Annotated in this window: 6 protein-coding genes; 5 read left to right on the top strand and 1 reads right to left on the bottom strand. The window is 73.7% G+C overall.

Translation table 11 applies throughout. The features are described 5' to 3' along the window. The first annotated feature begins 326 nt into the window (after window positions 1-326). On the top strand, window positions 327-902 hold the full coding sequence (locus LCE31_RS08235; RefSeq protein ID WP_374118439.1) for a DinB family protein: 576 nt from the start codon (window positions 327-329) through the stop codon (window positions 900-902). Window positions 903-1,103: 201 nt separating this feature from the next. Here LCE31_RS08235 and LCE31_RS08230 read toward each other — a convergent pair whose 3' ends face one another. Continuing rightward, window positions 1,104-2,792: a (2,3-dihydroxybenzoyl)adenylate synthase gene (locus tag LCE31_RS08230; protein ID WP_225013347.1), complete on the bottom strand. Its 1,689-nt coding sequence runs from the start codon at window positions 2,790-2,792 to the stop codon at window positions 1,104-1,106. Window positions 2,793-3,008: 216 nt separating this feature from the next. On the opposite strand from LCE31_RS08230, the gene LCE31_RS08225 reads away from it, so the two are divergent. From LCE31_RS08225 to LCE31_RS08210, 4 genes are all read left to right on the top strand, one after another. After that, the gene (locus LCE31_RS08225; protein ID WP_374118438.1) at window positions 3,009-9,719 is read left to right on the top strand and encodes an amino acid adenylation domain-containing protein; all 6,711 of its coding nucleotides are present in this window, start codon (window positions 3,009-3,011) and stop codon (window positions 9,717-9,719) included. Beyond that, window positions 9,716-15,256 (top strand): non-ribosomal peptide synthetase, encoded by a 5,541-nt coding sequence (locus LCE31_RS08220; protein WP_225013346.1) that lies wholly within the window; start codon window positions 9,716-9,718, stop codon window positions 15,254-15,256. The genes LCE31_RS08225 and LCE31_RS08220 overlap by 4 nt, the downstream gene beginning before the upstream one ends. After that, window positions 15,253-16,407, top strand: a complete 1,155-nt coding sequence (locus tag LCE31_RS08215; protein WP_225013345.1) for a saccharopine dehydrogenase NADP-binding domain-containing protein — start codon at window positions 15,253-15,255, stop codon at window positions 16,405-16,407. The genes LCE31_RS08220 and LCE31_RS08215 overlap by 4 nt, the downstream gene beginning before the upstream one ends. Then, a partial coding sequence (locus tag LCE31_RS08210; protein WP_225013344.1) for a Gfo/Idh/MocA family oxidoreductase occupies window positions 16,404-17,524 on the top strand: 1,121 nt, incomplete at its 3' end. The genes LCE31_RS08215 and LCE31_RS08210, both read left to right, overlap by 4 nt.

The following is a 17,524-nucleotide window of genomic DNA, read 5'->3' as shown; positions in this document are numbered from 1 at the left end:
CCCCCCCCCCCCGCCCCGGGGGGCGGCGGACCCGCGCCCGGCCGGAGGCGCTCGGCGGGAGGCCCGCCGCCCGCCGCTTCGGCCGACGCGGCCGTGCGCGGACGGGAGGCGGCACCGGACGGGGGCGGCCCCGGTTCGGAGGCGGCACCGGAGTCGGTTCCGGACGGGATGCGGCCCCGGAGGGGGGCGGCGCCGGGCCACCGGCGGCTCGCGGACCGGCCGTTGTGCCGCCCGCGATCGCCGAGGCGGGAACGGGTCCCCGGGGCGCCTGACGGCGCGATGAACACTCGGTGGTGCATCCATCGGTGACGGACCATGCTGGTGCCATGTCTGACACTTCGTTCACGGAGCGGTCCGCCGAAGACCTCGGATGGTCGGGAATGTTCGTGGGCCCGGCCCAGGACCCGCGCAGCAACGGGTCTTTCGCGGGTGAACGGGCCCTCCTCGTCGGTTATCTGAGAGACCAGCGGCTGACCCTGGAGCTGAAATGCGCCGATCTCGACGCGGCCGCTCTCGCTCGTCCCTCGGTCGAGCCCTCGAATGTGACACTGCTGGGGCTCGTGCGCCACATGGCGTGGGTGGAGCAGTTCTGGTTCCGGCGCGTGATGGCGGGGGAGGACGTGCGGCTGCACTACCGGTCCCCCGACGATCCCGACCTGGACTTCAACGGTGCGTCGCCCGACGCCGCGGTCGTCGCGGAGGCCCGGTCGTGCTGGCGCTCCGAGGTCGCCTTCGCGGAGCGGTTCGTGGCCGACGCACCGGACCTCGACATCACCGGCACCCTCGGCGAAGAGCGGGTCGAGCTGCGGAAGGTGCTGGTGCACTTGATCGCGGAGTACGCCCGGCACAACGGGCACGCGGACTTCCTGCGCGAGCGGATCGACGGCCGAGTGGGGGAGTAGACGGGCGCGTACCGAAAAAAGCGGCGCCTGCCCCACGGGCGGGTCAGTCGCTGCGCATGAGGTGCGCCACGTGCTCACGTGTGCCACGTGCGCCGCGTGCGCCATCTGCGTCACGGGCGATATCCAGGCGCGGGCGCGGTGCTTCCGGCATGGGCGGGCAGAGCACCCGGCCGGGCGACGGGCGCCCCCGCGCGCCCCGCGTCACCGCCGCGACAGTTCCGCGCCGAGAGCGGCCTTGTCGATCTTGCCGACAGCGGTGAGCGGGAGGGCGGCGACCTGGACCACCTCGTCCGGAGTCTTGTACTCGGCGAGTCCGCGCTCCCGCAGATGGGCGGCCACCTCCCGCACGCCGGGAGCCTCGCCGTCGCAGACCACGAAGGCGACGGTCCGTTCACCACGGTGCTCGTCCGGCACACCCACCAGCGCCGCCGCCGTGATCACCGGATGGGTGAGCAATTGCTCCTCCACCTCGATCGCGGCGATCTTCTCGCCACCGCGGTTGATCTGGTCCTTGATCCGCCCCACCACCACGAGGTGCCCGGTCGGCAGCCGCCGCACGACGTCGCCGGTCCGGTAGTAGCCGTCCGGGGTGAAGGCCGTGCGGTTGTGCTCCTCGGCGCGGTAGTAGCCACGCAGTGTGTACGGCCCGCGGGTGAGCAGTTCTCCCGGTGAACCGTCCGGCACGGGCCTGCCGTCGGCGTCCACCACCAGGATCTCGTCGTCCGGTGAGACGGGCCGGCCCTGGGTGGCGCGGACGAGGTCCTCGGGGTCGTCGAGACGTGTCAGGTTGATCAGCCCCTCCGCCATGCCGAAGACCTGCTGCACGGTCACCCCGAGCGCCGGCCCGAGTGCGCGGGCGTGCTCCTCCGGCAGCCGCGCCCCGCCGACCTGCACCACGGCGAGGCTGCCGAGATTCCAGACGCCGGATGCCGCCTCGTCGATCCAGTGGCTGACGAGCGGCGGGGTGAGGGAGGTGAGGGTCACGCCCTCCCGTTCGATGAGCGCGAACGCCGTCTGCGGGCTGGGGTCCGGGGCGACGACGACCGTTCCGCCGGCCATGAGGGTGCCGAGCACGCCGGGGCAGGCGAAGGTGAAGTTGAACCCGATCGGCAGCACCGCGAGGTAGACGGTCCGTTCGTCGAGGGCGCAGACCTCCGCGCAGGCGCGGGCGTTGTACGCGTAGGCGTCGTGGGTGCGCGGGATCAGCTTGGGAAGGCCGGTGGTGCCGCCGGAGAGCAGCAGGAGGGCGACGTCGGCCGGGTCCGCTCCGCCGTCATCGGCACACGGTCCGCGGACGTCATCGGCACACGGTCCCCGGAACGCCTCCGGCGAGGAGCCGACGGGCGTCGGGGAAGAGGCGGTCCGCAGCGCCTCGAAGGAGACGAAGCCACTCTCCTGCCCGGGGTCTCCGACCACGACGACGACCCGCGGCGAACGGCCCGGCCCGTGCTCCGACCGCACCGAGCGCATCAGCTCCCGGTGGTCGAACCTCGCGTGGCGGTCGGGCACCACACACGCCACCGCACCCGACCCCCGTACCAGGTGACCGATCTCGCGCCGCCGGTGGCCGGGCATGGCGTGCACCGGGATGGCGCCGAGCCGCTGCAGGCCGAACCAGACGAGTACGAACTCGGCCCGGTTGGGGAGCTGGACCACGACGCGGTCGCCCCGCCCGACACCGTGGCTCCTCAGTCCGCGGGCCACGCGGTCGGCCTCGGCGTCCAGGTCCGCGTAGGTCCACCGGCGGTCCCCGTCCACCAGGGCGACGCGCTCGCCGTGGGCGGCTGCCGACTGGCGCAGCCGGGCGCCGAACGTCGTTCCCTGCCAGTGGCCGGCGGCTCGATACCGCGCCGACTCCGCCTCGGGCCAGGTCTGTTCGGTCTCCGTCATCTCCGTCATGGGGTTCTGCCTCTCGCTTCCGGGCCTCGGGCTCTGGCACCGCAGTTTCTTGTGTGACTACGATGCGAAGTATAGAAACGATAATCATTTCCATCTAGAGTGATGGCGGCCCCCTCCGGAGCCCTCCCCCTGCGGAGCCTTGTCCTCTGGAGCCTTGTCCTCCGGGCAGGGCCACCCATCCGCCCCTCCGACCCGGAAGGTCCCTCAGTGAGCGATGAAGCAGTCGTCCAGGCACGAACAGCGGCAGACGAGGGGGCCCTTCACGCGTCCGGCGTGGTGCGGGAAACGGTGGCACGCGTGCTGGAGCTGGCGCCGCACGAGCTGGACGACGACCGGGACCTCTTCGAACTCGGTCTCGACTCACTGGCGTTGATGTCCCTGGTCGGCACCTGGCGCCGCGCGGGCAGCACGGTCACCTTCCAGGACCTCACCCGTACTCCGACCCTCGGCGCCTGGACGGCCCTGCTCGCACACGAGCGTGCCGCAGGGGCCGGCGCCGCACGTCCCGCCGAGTTCGGCCCGCCCGCCTCCGTCCAAGCGCCCGGAGCCGGGACGGAACCCTTCCCGCTGGCGACGATGCAGTACGCCTACTGGATCGGACGCCAGGACGGCCAGCCGCTCGGTGGTGTCGCCGCCCACTTCTACGTCGAACTCGACGGCCACGACGTCGATCCCGACCGGCTCGGCGCCGCCGTGCGGGCGCTCGTGCTGCGGCACGGCATGCTGAGGGCGGTCCTCGACGACGGGGGACGGCAGCGTTTCGGCTCTCCGGGTACCTCTCTCACGGTCCACGACCTGCGCGGGCACACTGCCGCCGACGCGGAGGCCGAGCTGGACCTGCTGCGTGAGCGGAACACCCACGCCCGTCCCGACATCACCTCCGGCGACGTCTTCCGCGTCGCCCTCTGCCTGCTCCCCGACGGCCGGACCCGGCTGCAGATCGACCTGGACATGATGGCCGGCGACGCCCTGAGCCTGCGGGTCCTCCTGTCCGACCTGCGCCGCTTCTACGAGTGTCCCGACGACCGGCCCCGCGAACTCGCCCTCGACTACCGCCGTTACCTGGCGGAGCACGATGCCCGGCGAAAGGCGGAACGCGAGCGGCACGCCGCCTGGTGGCGGGAGCGGCTGCCGGACCTGCCCCGCGCCCCGCGCCTGCCGACGACCGTCGACCCGCTGACGCCGGTGAGCGCCGGCGACACCGCGCTCACCCACTCCCGCCGCCTGCACCACTGGCTGGGCCCCGCCGACAAGGCGGCGCTGATCGGCGCGGCGCGCAGGCACGGCATCACTCCCGCCGCCGCGCTCGCCACCGCCTTCGCCGAGGTCGTCGCCGCCTGGAGCGACAGCCGGCGCTTCCTGCTCAACCTCCCGCTGTTCGACCGGGAGATGTTCACCCCGGACGTGGCCGGTCTGGTCGGGGACTTCAGCAGCTCGGTCCTGCTCGACGCGGACATGAGCGCGTCCCTGCCCTTCTCCCGGCAGGCCCGCGGCCTCCAGGAACGCCTCCAGGAAGGCATCGCCCACGGTGCGTACGGCGGCGTCGAGGTGCTGCGCGACCTCGCACGCGCCGAGGGGGCCCCGGTGCTGGCCCCGGTCGTGTACACCAGCGCCATCGGACTGGGGGAGATCTTCGAGCAGGACGTGCAGAAATCCTTCGGCCGCCCTTCTTGGATCATCTCGCAGGGCCCGCAGGTCTACCTGGACGCGCAGGTCACCGAACTCGACGGCGGTCTCCTTCTCAACTGGGACGTGCGCGACGGCGTGTTCGAGGCCGGGGTGCCCGACGCCGCCTTCGGCGCCTACCACCGCCTCATCACCCGCCTGGTCACGGACCCCGGCGCCTGGGACCGGCCGGTGGACGGCCTGCTCGCTGCCGAGGTCCTGCCGGGGCGGACGGGCGCGGCGCTGCCCCCCGCACCCGTCCCGGACCGCGCCCTGCACACCCGCTTCTTCCGGCTCGCCGAGTCCGAGCCGGGCCGCACGGCGGTCGTCCGCACCGGCGGCGACACCGTCACCTATGGCGAACTCGCCCACGCGGCCCAGCGGGTCGCCGCCCTGCTGCACGACCACGGTGTGCGGGAGGGCCACACCGTCGCGGTGACCCTGCCCAAGGGCGCCGACCAGATCACCGCGGTCCTCGGCATCCTGGCCGCCGGCGCGGCGTACGCACCCGTCGGCGTGGAACAGCCCGCCGTGCGCCGGGAACGCATCCACTCCGTGGCCGGCGTCTCCGCCGTACTCACCGACCGGGACCACGCCTCCCTCTGCGCGGACGTCCCGGCCCCGGTGCTGCTCCTGGAGGACGCCGGGACGCACGACCCCGCCCCTGTCGTCCAGCCGGACCCCGCCCTGCCCGCCTACGTGCTGTTCACGTCGGGCTCCACGGGACTGCCCAAGGGCGTCGAGGTGTCACACCGGGCGGTCGTCAACACCATCGAGGCGATGGCGGATCAGCTCGGTCTCGGGCCCGCCGACCGCACCCTCGCGATCTCCGCGCTCGACTTCGACCTGGCCACCTGGGACATCTTCACCCCGCTCTCGCTCGGCGGCCAGGTGGTGGCCGTCGGACAGGAGCACCGCCGGGACGCCCACCACTGGGCCCACCTGGTGCGCGCGCACGGTGTGACGCTGGTGCAGTGTGTGCCTGCCCTGCTGGACCTGCTGATGGCCGCCGGGGAGGACGACGGCCTCGGCGACTTTCTGCGGATGGTCCTGCTCGGCGGGGACTGGGTCGGCCTCGACCAGCCCCGCAGGCTTCGCGCGCTCGTGCCCGGCTGCCGCTTCGTGGCGCTCGGCGGCATGACGGAGGCCGCGGTCCACTCCACGGTGTTCGAGGTCGGAGAGACCGATCCCGCCTGGAAGTCCGTCCCCTACGGCGTTCCGCTGCGCAACATGCGGGCACGGGTCGTGGACGGACGAGGACGCGACTGCCCCGATCTCGTCCCCGGCGAGCTGTGGATCGGCGGCCCCGGTGTGGCCAACGGCTACCGTGCGGACCCCGAGCGCACAGCCGAACGCTTCGTCGAGTACGGCGGCGAACGCTGGTACCGCAGCGGTGACCTGGCCCGCTACCGGCCCGACGGCGTACTGGAGTTCCTCGGGCGCGCCGACCACCAGGTGAAGATCGGCGGCCACCGCATCGAGCTGGGCGAGGTGGAGTCCGCGCTGGAGGACGACCCCGCCGTCCTGCACGCGGTCGCCACCGTCCTCGATTCACCGGTACGGCACCTGGCGGCTGCGGTGTCCGCACGCGGCGAGGTACCTGGCGTGGACGACGTCCGCCTCCGGGTGGCGCGACGCCTTCCCGCCTACATGGTGCCCGAGCGTGTCCTCGTTCTGCGCGACCTGCCGCTGACCGCCAACGGCAAGCTCGACCGGGCGGCGGTCCACCGGGCGCTGACCGAGGCCGCCGGGCAGGAGGGGCCGCGCACGTCGGCGCCGGAAGGCCCGGTCGAGCGTGCCGTGGCGGCCGAGTGGGCAGAGCTCCTCGACGTAGCCGAAGTGGGCAGGGAGAGCAGCTTCTTCCTGCTGGGCGGCGACTCGCTCGTCGCGACCCGGATGATCGGCAGGCTGCGCGCCGCCGGGTTCCCCGGCGCCCGCGTGGCAGACCTGTTCGCCCACCCCGTGCTCCAGCACTTCTGCGAGACGCTGAGCCCGGCCGCCACCGACGCACAGCCCGCGAGGACCGCCGAGCCGGTCCTCGTGCCCGACCCGGACCACGCCCACGAGCCCTTCCCGCTCACGGACGTCCAGGCCGCCTACCACGCGGGCCGCGACCCCCGCTTCACCCTCGGCGGCGTCGGCACCTGGCACTACACGGAGTTCGACGGCACGGATGTCAGTCTGGAACGGCTGGAGCGCGCCTGGAACACCCTTGTCCTGCGGCACGGGATGCTCCGCGCGGTCGTGGAGGACGGACACCAGCGCGTCCTGCCCGACGTGCCGCCGGTGCGCGTAGCGGTGCGGGACGCCCGCCCCGGCGAGGAGGCCGAGGCGCTGGCCGGTCTGCGCGCCCGCCTGTCCCAGCAGGTCCGCGACCCCGCCCGGTGGCCGCTGTTCGCCATCGAGGCGGTGCGCTACCACGACGGCGTCACCCCACGCACCCGCGTCGGCGTCGGCCTGGACTACCTGGTCCTCGACGCCCTGTCCATCACCACGCTCTACGCCGAACTCAACGCGCTCTACGCCGACCCCGGGCACGAACTTCCGCCCGTCGACGTGTCGTTCCGCGACTACCTCACCGGGATCGCCGCCGACCCGGAGTCGGACGAGCGGGCCCGCGCTCACTGGCAGGCCCGTCTGTCCGAACTGCCGCCCCCTCCCGCCCTGCCCTTCGACCGGGACCCGGCGACCCTCGACGCGCCCGTCTTCACCCGGCGCCGGCTGAGCCTGCCCGCCGGGGACTGGGGGGCCGTCAAGCGGGAGGCGGCCCGGCACGGCCTCACCCCGTCCACCGTCCTGCTGGCCCTGTACGCGGAGGTCCTGGAGGCCTGGAGCGGGACGGACGCACTGACCGTCACGCTCACCCTCTTCAACCGCCGCGACGTGCACCCCCACATCCACCGGGTGCTGGGTGACTTCACCTCCCTCTCGCTGGCGGGGCACCGGCGCGACGGCACGTCCTGGCCGGCGGCGGCCGTGGCACTGCAACGCCGCCAGGCGGAGGACCTGGACCACCTGAACGTCCCGATCGACTGGCTGCTGCGGGAGTTCGGCCGCCTCACGGGCACCGTGGACGCCGCCGCACCCGTGGTGTTCACCAGCGCCATCGGCGTCGGGGACGCGACGCTGGCCGGACCGGGCACCGGCTTCCCCGCGAAGGTCTGGGGCATCTCCCAGTCCCCGCAGGTCTGCCTGGACAACCAGGTCACCGAGGAGTCCGGGAACCTGGTCGTCACCTGGGACGCCGTCGAAGAACTCTTCGCCGAGGGCGTGCTGGACGCGATGTTCGGCGCCTACGAACGACTGCTGCGGTACGCCGCCGCCGGTGACTGGGACGCGCCGCTGCCCGACCTGCCGCCCGCCTCCCAGCTCGAACGGCGGGCCGCCGCCGCACGGGAGGCCGCCCTGGAACCGGCGCTCCCGCGCCCGCTGCACGCGGCGTTCTTCGCTCACGCGACGGCCACCCCCGACCGGACCGCCCTCGTCACGACCGCGGGGGAGGAGCTGACGTACGGAACACTCGCCGACCGGTCGCTGCGGACGGCTGCCGCGCTCATGGACGCCGGCGTGCGGCCGGGAGACCTGGTCGCGGTCACCCTGCCCAAGGGACCGGAGCAGATCGCGGCCGTCCTCGGGGTCCTCGCGGCCGGCGCCGCCTACGTACCGCTGAGCCTCGAACAGCCCGCCGCGCGACGGGAGCGGGTGCGAGCCACCGCCGCCTTCCACGTCGTCGTGGGCGACTGGCCCGCCCCGGGGGAAACGGCGCCCCGCGCCCTGTCCGTCCCTGACACGCAGAGCCGGGAGCCGCTGCCCGCACCGCTGACAACGCCTCCCGAAGCACTCGCCTACGCCATCTTCACCTCGGGTTCCACCGGTGAGCCCAAGGGGGTGCAGATCACCCACGCCGCCGCCTGGAACACGATCGCGGACATCAACGCCCGGCACGGCATCGGCGCGAACGACCGGGTCTTCGCCCTGTCGGCACTGGACTTCGACCTGTCCGTCTACGACGTCTTCGGCCTGCTCGGCGCGGGCGGCTCCCTCCTGCTGCCCACCGAGGATCAGCGCCGTGAACCGGCCCGCTGGCCCAGCCTGCTGGAGCAGTACGGCGTCACCGTGTGGAACACCGTCCCCGCCCTGCTCGACCTGCTGCTCGACGCCGACGAACAAGGCGGCGGGGAAGGCGGCCGGATCGCCGGGCTGCGGACCGCACTGGTCTCCGGCGACTGGATCGGCCTCGACCTGCCCGGCCGGCTGCGCGAACGCACCGCGCGGCGCTGCGCCTTCGTCGCCATGGGCGGTGCGACCGAGGCGGCCATCTGGTCCAACACGCTCACCGTCGAGGAACCGGACCCCCGGTGGGTCTCCATCCCCTACGGGCGCCCGCTGACCGGGCAGCACTACCGCGTGGTCGACCGGCACGGGCGGGACTGCCCCGACTGGGCGCCCGGCGAACTGTGGATCGGCGGCGAGGGACTGGCCACCGGCTACCTCGCCGACCCGGCCCGCACCGCCGAGAAATTCGTCGAACAGGACGGGCGGCGCTGGTACAGGACCGGTGACCTCGGCCGGTTCCGGGGAGACGGGCTGATCGAGTTCCTCGGCCGCCTCGACAGCCAGCTGAAGATCGCCGGCCATCGCATCGAGGCCGGCGAGATCGAGGCCGCGCTGGAGTCCCATCCGGCCATCGCGCGGGCCGCCGTCGTGACGGTGGGGGAGCGTACCGCCAAGCGCCTGGCGGCCTTCGCCGTACCGCATGAGCCGACGCCCGCGGGACCCGTCGGCGCCGCTGGGCCCGGCGCACCCGCGGCGTACCCCCACCTCACCGAGAGCCTCTTCGCCCTGCTGGCCGAGCGAGTACCCGTCTACGCGATCCCCTCCCGCATCCAACTGCTGCCGGCCCTGCCGCTCACCGCGAACGGCAAGGTCGACCGGGGGGCCCTGGCCGCGCAGGCGGGACCGGAGACGGCGCCCGCCGCGGCCGAACCGCCGCACGGTGACACCGAGACGGCCCTCGCCGGTCTGTGGAGCGAGCACCTGCCGCACTGGACGCCCGACCGCCACGCCAACTTCTTCGCCGCGGGCGGCGACAGCCTCACCGCCCTGCGTCTGCTCACCGCGATCGAGCGCCGCCTCGGGGCCGCCGTGCCCGCCCGGCGCTTCTTCGCCGCACCGACCGTCTCCGCGCTCGCCGCGGACATCACTCGAACGCTCGCGGCCCACGGGACCGCCTACGAGACCGGAGAGCTGTGAACATCGCTGAACTGCTGGCCCGTTACGCCGACGACGGCGTGGTGCTGTGGGCCCAGGACGGACACCTGCGTTTCCGCGCCCCCCAGGGCCGACTCACCGACACCCACCGGGCCGAACTGCGCACCCACAAGGAAGCCATCCTGCGCCACCTGGAGGCTGGGGAACCGGCGCTGCGGGCCGACCCGGACAACCGCCACGCGCCGTTCCCGCTGACGGACATCCAGGCCGCCTATCTCATCGGCCGCACCGACGCCTACGCCTACGGCGGTGTCGGCTGCCACGCCTATGTCGAACTGGAATACCCCGACCTGGACGCGGACCGCGTCACCGCCGTGTGGCGGGACCTGGTCCAGCGGCACGACATGCTCCGCGCCGTCATCCACCACGACGGCTACCAGCAGGTCCTGGCCGACGTGCCCTCCCTGGCGGTCGAGGCCGACGACCTGACCGGCCTCCCGCCGGCCGAAGCCGGGGCGCAGGTGGAGCGCACCCGTGCGCGGCTGTCCGCCCGTGAGGCGCCCACCGGCCAGTGGCCGCTCTTCGAGGTCCACGTGAGCAGGACCGCCGAGCGGGCGGTGCTCCACCTCGCCTTCGACATGCTGGTCGTCGACCACGCCAGCCTGCGCATCCTGCTCGCGGAGTTCCGGCGGAGCTACGGCGGCGAACCCCTCTCCGAGGCACCACGGATCGCCTTTCGCGACTACGTCCTGGCCCGCCGCGCCCTCACCGACTCCGCCGCGCACACGCGCGACCGCGCCTACTGGAGCGAACGGCTCGACACCCTGCCGCCCGCACCGGAACTGCCCCTCGCCGAAGCCTGGGAGGCGGGCGCCGGCGACCCGGGCCGCACCACGGCCCCCACGGACGCGGGGACCTTCCGCCGGCTGGAGGTCCTGCTGCCCGCGGCCGACCGGGACCGCCTCACCGAGCGGGCCGCGCACCGAGGGCTCACCCTGTCCACGGCGCTGCTCACCGCGTACGCCGAGACGGTCGGCCGCTGGTCGCGCACCAGCCGGTTCACGCTCAACGTGCCGACGGTGGACCGGCCCGACCTGCACGAGGACATCGGCCGCCTCGTGGGCGACTTCACCTCGCTCGAACTGCTCGCCGTGGACCTGGACGCCCCGGCCGCCTTCGCCGAACGGACGCGGCTCCTCGGGGAGCAGCTCCTTGAAGACCTCGCGCACCCCCTGTTCACCGGCTCCGAGGTGCTCGCCGAGCTGTCCCGCGGGGCCGGGGCCCCGGTGCTGATGCCGGTCGTCTTCACCAGCGCCCTCGGATCTGGCGCCACCTCCGAGGGCGTACCCCCCGAGGTGACGTACGCCCTGACCCGGACGCCGCAGGTGTGGCTCGACTGCCAGGTCATGCACCGCGGCGACACGCTCAGCCTGTCCTGGGACATCCGCGAGGGCGCCCTCGCCCACGGCGTGGCCGACGCGATGTTCGAGGCGTACACGGCGCTCGTACGGGCCCTTGCGACCGAGGGCGCGGCTGGCGACGCCGCCTGGGACGCACCGGCCGACATCCCGCTTCCCGAGGCACAGGCCGCGCGGCGGAACGCCGTCAACGCGACCGAGGGCCCCCTGCCGGAGGCCCTCCTGCACGAACCCGTACTCGCCCGGGCCCGGGCCACACCGGACGCCGTCGCGGTCCGCACGCCCGAACTGGCCCTCACCTACCGGCAGCTCGTGGCGCGTGCGAGCGCTCTCGCCGAGGCACTGACCGCGTCAGGACTGCGCCCCGGGGAACCCGTGGCGATCTGGGCGGACAAGGGCTGGGAACAGGTCGTCGCCGTCCTCGGCACGCTGATGGCCGGCGGCGCCTACCTGCCCGTCGACACGGCCCAGCCGCCGGCCCGCCGGGACACGATCATCGCGGACGCGGGCGTCCGCACGGTCCTCACCCAGTCGTGGCTCGCCGAGATCGACGACCTCCCGGAAGGCGTCACGGCGCTCGCCGTCGACCTCCTGCCGCCGGATTCGCGGGCGACGCCCGAGGTGAGCGCGACCCCGCGCGACCCGGACGATCTCGCCTACATCATCTACACCTCGGGCTCCACCGGTACGCCCAAGGGCGTGATGATCAGTCACCGGGCCGCCCTCAACACCGTCGAGGACATCAACCGCCGCTTCGGCGTCACCGAACGCGACCGTGTCCTCGGCATCGCGGGACTCGGCTTCGACCTGTCCGTCTACGACCTGTTCGGGCCGCTCGCCGTGGGCGCCTGCCTCGTCCTGCCCGCCGCCGACCGGCGCGGCGACCCCTCCCACTGGGCCGAACTCGTCCGGGACTTCGGAGTCACCGTGTGGAACTCGGTCCCCGGCCAGCTCCACATGCTGTGCGACTGGCTGCGTCCCGAGCCCCCCACCGACGACGCCCCACTCCGGCTCGCGCTGATATCCGGCGACTGGATACCCGTGGCCCTGCCGGACCAGGCCCGTGAGCTGCTTCCCGGCCTTGAGATCATCTCCCTCGGCGGTGCCACCGAAGGCTCCATCTGGTCCATCGCCCATCCGATCGGCGAGGTGGACACCACACGCCCGAGCATCCCGTACGGCACGCCCCTGACCAACCAGACGTTCGCCGTGCTCGACCGGCACCTGCGGCCACGGCCGGAATGGGTCCCCGGCGAGCTGTACATCGGCGGCGCCGGCCTCGCCATGGGCTACTTCGGCGACGAGAGCCGCACCGCGGAGCGGTTCCTCACCGACCCCGCGACCGGACAGCGGCTCTACCGCACCGGTGACCTCGGGCGGTACCTTCCCGACAGCACCATCGAATTCCTGGGCCGCGAGGACGCGCAGATCAAGATCCGCGGCTACCGGGTCGAGCTCGCCGAGGTGGAAGCCGCCGTACAGGCCCACCCGGAGATCGCGGCGGGCGCCGTCATCGTGGACGACTCGGCGGCCGGCGGCCGGCGCCTGGCCGCGTTCGTGGAGACGGCCCGCAAGGACGGCACGGCGGACACCGACCGTGCAGGAACCCCGCTGGCACGGGCCCGGGTGCGCGCCGCCGCCGCCGACGCGGTACGGGAAGCCTCCGCGGCCGTCGACGCCGGCCGGCTGACCGAATTCCTGGCCGCCCTCGACGAGGTGGCCCTCACGGAGATGGCCCGGGTCCTGGACGCCTCGGGAGCGTTCGCGGACGGCGCGTCGCGTACGGCGGAGGAGGTGGGCACGGCGTTGCGGGCCACGCCCCGCCACCGGCACATCGTGCGGCGCTGGCTGCGCGCACTGGCGGCCCGCGACCGCCTCACCCACCGGGACTCGGACGACACGTACAGCGGGCTCGTCGCTGTCCCGGAGAACGAAGCGGAGCATGGCTGGCGGCGCGCCGCGCAGCTGGAGCACGAGATCGGCTGGAGCACGGAACTGCTCGGCGTCATGCGCACCTGCGCCGAGCGACTGCCCGAGCTGGTCTCCGGAGAGACAGGCATCAAGGAGCTGCTCTTCCCCGGCGCGGCGACCGAGGCCGCGGACGCCGCCTACCGCGACAACCTCGCCATCCGCCACCTCAACCGCGCGGTGGTCGCCGCGCTGCGCGAGATCGCCGCGAGCCACACCGGCGAGGAGCGGCTGCGGGTCCTGGAGGTGGGCGGCGGCGTCGGCGGCACCACCGGCGAACTGGTGCCCGTCCTCGCCGAGTACGGCGTCGACTACCTGTTCACGGACGCCTCCGCGTTCTTCCTCAACGAGGCCCGCGAGCGGTTCGCCGACCACGCGTGGGTCCGCTACCAGCGCTTCGACCTCGACGAGGACCCGCGTGCCCAGCACCTGCTGCCCAACACCTTCGACGTGGTGATCTGCGCCAACACCCTGCACGCCGCCGCCGACACGGACGCGGCCGTGGCCCGCCTGCGGGAACTGCTCCTCCCCGGCGGACAGCTGGTGTTCGTGGAGAACACCCGCGACGAGAACCCGCCGCTGCTGATCTCCATGGAGTTCCTGGAGGTCTCCGGCCGGACATGGACCGACGTGCGCGAGCACACCGGCCAGTCCTTCCTCACCCACACGCAGTGGTGCCAACTCCTCAACACGCACGGCGCGTCCGAGGTCACCTCGCTGCCCGGCGCCCACGAGGCGCTGGCGCCGACCGGCCAGGAGGTCTTCCTCGCCACGCTGAAGGACGACCGCCACCACGTCCCAGTGGGCGAACTGGCCCGCACCGCGGCGACCCGGCTCCCGGAGTACATGCTCCCCTCGGTGTGGCAGGTCGTCGATTCCCTGCCCCGTACGGCCAACGGGAAGACCGACCGTGCCCGCCTGCGGAGCTGGCTGCCCCGCGAGAGCGCCAGGACCGTCGTGGACGAGCAGCCCATGGACGACCTGGAGAGCGGCCTCGCCGGGTTGTGGTCGGAACTCCTCGCGGTCGAACGCGTCACTCGCGACGACGACTTCTTCGACCTCGGCGGCGACTCGCTCCTCGTCGCCCGCATGGTGGGGCGGCTGCGTGAACGCGTTCCCCGGGCCGCGGACCTGGAGTGGGAGGTCGTGCTGCGCCACATGCTGCGCCGCCCGACGGTCGCCGGGCTCGCCGCGTTCCTGCGCGGGCTCTCGGGCACCGAGGAGACGCCGGCCGCCGGTGCCGTGCGCACGGACCCGGTGATCCACCTGCACGGCGCACGCTCCGACGACGAGCCGACCACCGTCCTGGTGCACGCCGGAACCGCGACGATCATGCCGTACCGCGCGCTGATCACCGAGATCCGCCGCCGCTCGCCGGGCCTCGCCGAAGTCGTGGGTGTGGAGGTCCCGGACCTGACCGGCTTCCTCGCCGCCCCGCCGGAGGGGCTCATCGAGCAGATGGCGGCCGGCTACGCCCGCGCTCTGACGGCCGACGGCCGCAGCCGCTTCCACGTCGTGGGCTACTGCCTGGGCGGCCTGATCGCCACCGAGGTGGCCCGCAACCTCGCCGAGTCCGGCGCGGAGGTGGAGAGCCTGACCGTCATCAGCAGCCACAGCCCCCGCTTCCGGCTCGACGACGAGCTGCTCGCCGAGTACTCCTTCGCCGTCATGATGGGCATCGACCCCGCCGACCTCGGCTTTCCTGACGACCAGTACCGGGTGGCAGCGGCGGCCGACGCCGTCCTCGCAGCCAGCCCCGGTGTCCTGCCGGACGGCGGACTCGCGGCGCTGCCCGAGGAGTTCGCGGACGTCGCGGGACGCTTCCGGCAGCTGGCCGACCTGCCCCGTGCCACCCGCATCGCCCGGATGTGCGAGGCGGTGCCCGCTTCGGCCGGCACCTACGAACCCGACCACATGACACGGCTCTTCCGCGCCTTCCGGCAGAGCGTCTTCGCCATCACCCGCTACGACGCCGAGCCCTACGCGGGGGACATCACCTTCATGCGCCACGACGGGGCCTACCCCTTCCCTGGCAGCAAGGACGCCGTCACCACCTACTGGGAGGAACTCACCCTGGGCGACCTGGACATCGTCGACATCGGCGGCGACCACTACAGCTGCCTGTCCGTCGAGCACGCGCCCGGCATCCTCAAGACCCTCGCCGAGCTGACCCAGGGGGCGATCACCCGATGACCAGGCCCGTGATCGGAGTCCTGGGCGCCTCCGGAGCGGTCGGCAGGGCCGCCGTGCGCGAGCTGCGCGCCCTCGGCCACACCGGCCTTCGCCTGGGCGGCCGGACCGCGTCCGCCCTGTGCGCGGTCGCCGAGGAGGACCCCGCAGGCCACGACGAGACGGTCTGGGCCGACGCCGCCGCACCGGACGGCCTGCGGGCCTTCACCGAGGGCTGCGCCATCGTCCTCAACTGCGTCGGGCCCACCTACCGGCTCCGCGCCACCGTGGCCCTCGCGGCGCTCGACGCCGGCGCGCACTGCGTCGACGTGGCCGGCGACGACCCGGCCGCCGAGGACCTCCGCGAAGGCGGCGACCCGGTCCGTGACGCCCGCACGGTCGTCCTGTCCGCGGGCGCCCTGCCCGGCCTGTCGAGCCTCCTGCCCCGCTGGCTCGCGACGCGCGGCGGCCTGGACGGCGCCACCGCGCTGACCGCCTACTGCGGCGGCCTGGAGACCTGTTCGCCGACGGTCGCGCATGACCTGATGCTCTCCCTCAGCTCGGGCGGCGCGGACGGCACGGCCTACGGCGAGGCCCTCGCCGCCGTCCGCGGCGGCCGGCGCGTGTCGCGCGCCCTGCGCACCGACGAGGACACCGCGCACGAGGCGTTCCCCGGCCGGGTCGCCGTACAGCCCTACCTCAGCGGCGAGAGCGAACGCCTCGCCACCGCGCTGGGCCTCGACCGGCTCGACTGGTACAACGTCCACCCCGGCCCCGCCGTACGAGCTCTGCTCAACCTCCTGCCCGGCCGTCTCGCGGCCGGAGAGGACCCGGACCGCCTGGCCGAGCGGCTGATCCTCGCCGCCGACCTCGATCTGGCCGGGCGCAGACCGTACTACGTCATGGACTTCGCGCTGTCGGGCACCGCGTCGGGAGCGCCGGCGACCGCCGGACTGACCCTTCGTACGGCCAGCAGTTACCGGCTCACCGCCGCCGTGGGCGCGCTCGCGGTGGACGCGGTACTGCGGGGCGGCGTCCCGGCGGGCGTCCACTTCGCCTGCGACGCGCTGGACCCCGACGTTGTGGTGCGGCACCTGCGCTCCCACGGCGTCGCCGACCTCCGGCTCACCGGAACGGCCGCCGAGGCCGAGCAGGTCGAGGAGGGCGTCCTGTGAGCACGTCGACACCCCTGCGTGTCCTGGTCTGCGGCACCAACTTCGGCCGCTTCTACGCCGAGGCGGTGCGCCGCCGCCCCGGGTGCACCCTCGCGGGCATCCTGAGCCGGGGGTCGGCGGCCTCGCGGTCGTACGCCGAGAGCCTGGGCGTCCCCTTCTACACCAACGCCGACGACCTGCCCGCCGACATCGACGCCGCCTGCGTGGCGGTGAGTTCGTCCATCTCGGGCGGCCAGGGCAGCGACCTGGCGCGGGCGCTCATGGACCGCGGCATCCACGTGCTCCAGGAACACCCCGTCCACCTCACCGAGTTGACCGGCAACCTCAAGCACGCCCGCAGCTGCGGCGTGCAGTACCGGCTCAACACCCATTACCCGCACGTCGCCCCGGTCCGCTCCTTCATCGAGGCGGCCCGGCGGCTCGTCGCACGCCAACAGCCCCTGTTCCTGGACGCCGCCACCCCGGTCCACCTCATGCACCCCCTGGTGGACATCCTCGGGCAGGCCATGGGCACCCTGCGGCCCTGGCGCTTCGCGGACCCGGCGCCGCTGCCCGCCGGGATCGGGCCGCAGCCCTTCCGCTCCCTGCACGGTGTGTTCGCCGGCACGCCCCTCACCCTGCGGGTGCACCACCAGCTCGACCCGTCCGACCGCGACAACCACGCCCTGCACTGGCACCGGATCTCCCTCGGCACCGAGGGCGGAGTGCTCACCCTGGCCGACACCCACGGGCCCGTCCTGTGGAGCCCCCGCCTGCACATCGGGCGGGACGCCGACCGGCGCTTCGTCCTGGACGGGCCGGGCACCGGCCGTCTGGGGCTCGGGAGCACGGCGGTGGTCGGCAATACGGGGTCCTTCCGCACGGTCTTCTCCGACCTGTGGCCGGAGGCGATCGGCAGCGCGCTCGACGGGCTGTCCGACGCGGTCGCCCAGGGCGGCGACGCCCTGCGCGCGGGCCAGTACGACCTGGCCGTGTGCCGTATCTGGAGCGACCTCGCGGCCCGGCTCGGGCCTCCCGAGATCGTCCGGCCGGCCACGCCCCGTCCCCTCGCGGTGAGCGACGTCTTCCCCGCGCCGGAACGGTTCCCGGACGACACCGGTGCCGCCCGCCCAAAACC

The sequence above is a fragment of the Streptomyces sp. 8L genome (assembly GCF_020176795.1).
GTDB lineage: Bacteria > Actinomycetota > Actinomycetes > Streptomycetales > Streptomycetaceae > Streptomyces.
The sequence above is the reverse complement of the archived record's forward strand: the minus strand, read 5'-3'. Positions and strand labels throughout refer to the sequence as shown.

What these genes read in the sequence shown, in the direction of transcription:
- LCE31_RS08230 (WP_225013347.1), bottom strand. Translation starts at nt 2,792, where the DNA reads ATGACGGAGACCGAACAGACCTGGCCCGAGGCGGAGTCGGCGCGGTAT.
- LCE31_RS08235 (WP_374118439.1), top strand. Translation starts at nt 327, where the DNA reads ATGTCTGACACTTCGTTCACGGAGCGGTCCGCCGAAGACCTCGGATGG.
- LCE31_RS08215 (WP_225013345.1), top strand. Translation starts at nt 15,253, where the DNA reads ATGACCAGGCCCGTGATCGGAGTCCTGGGCGCCTCCGGAGCGGTCGGC.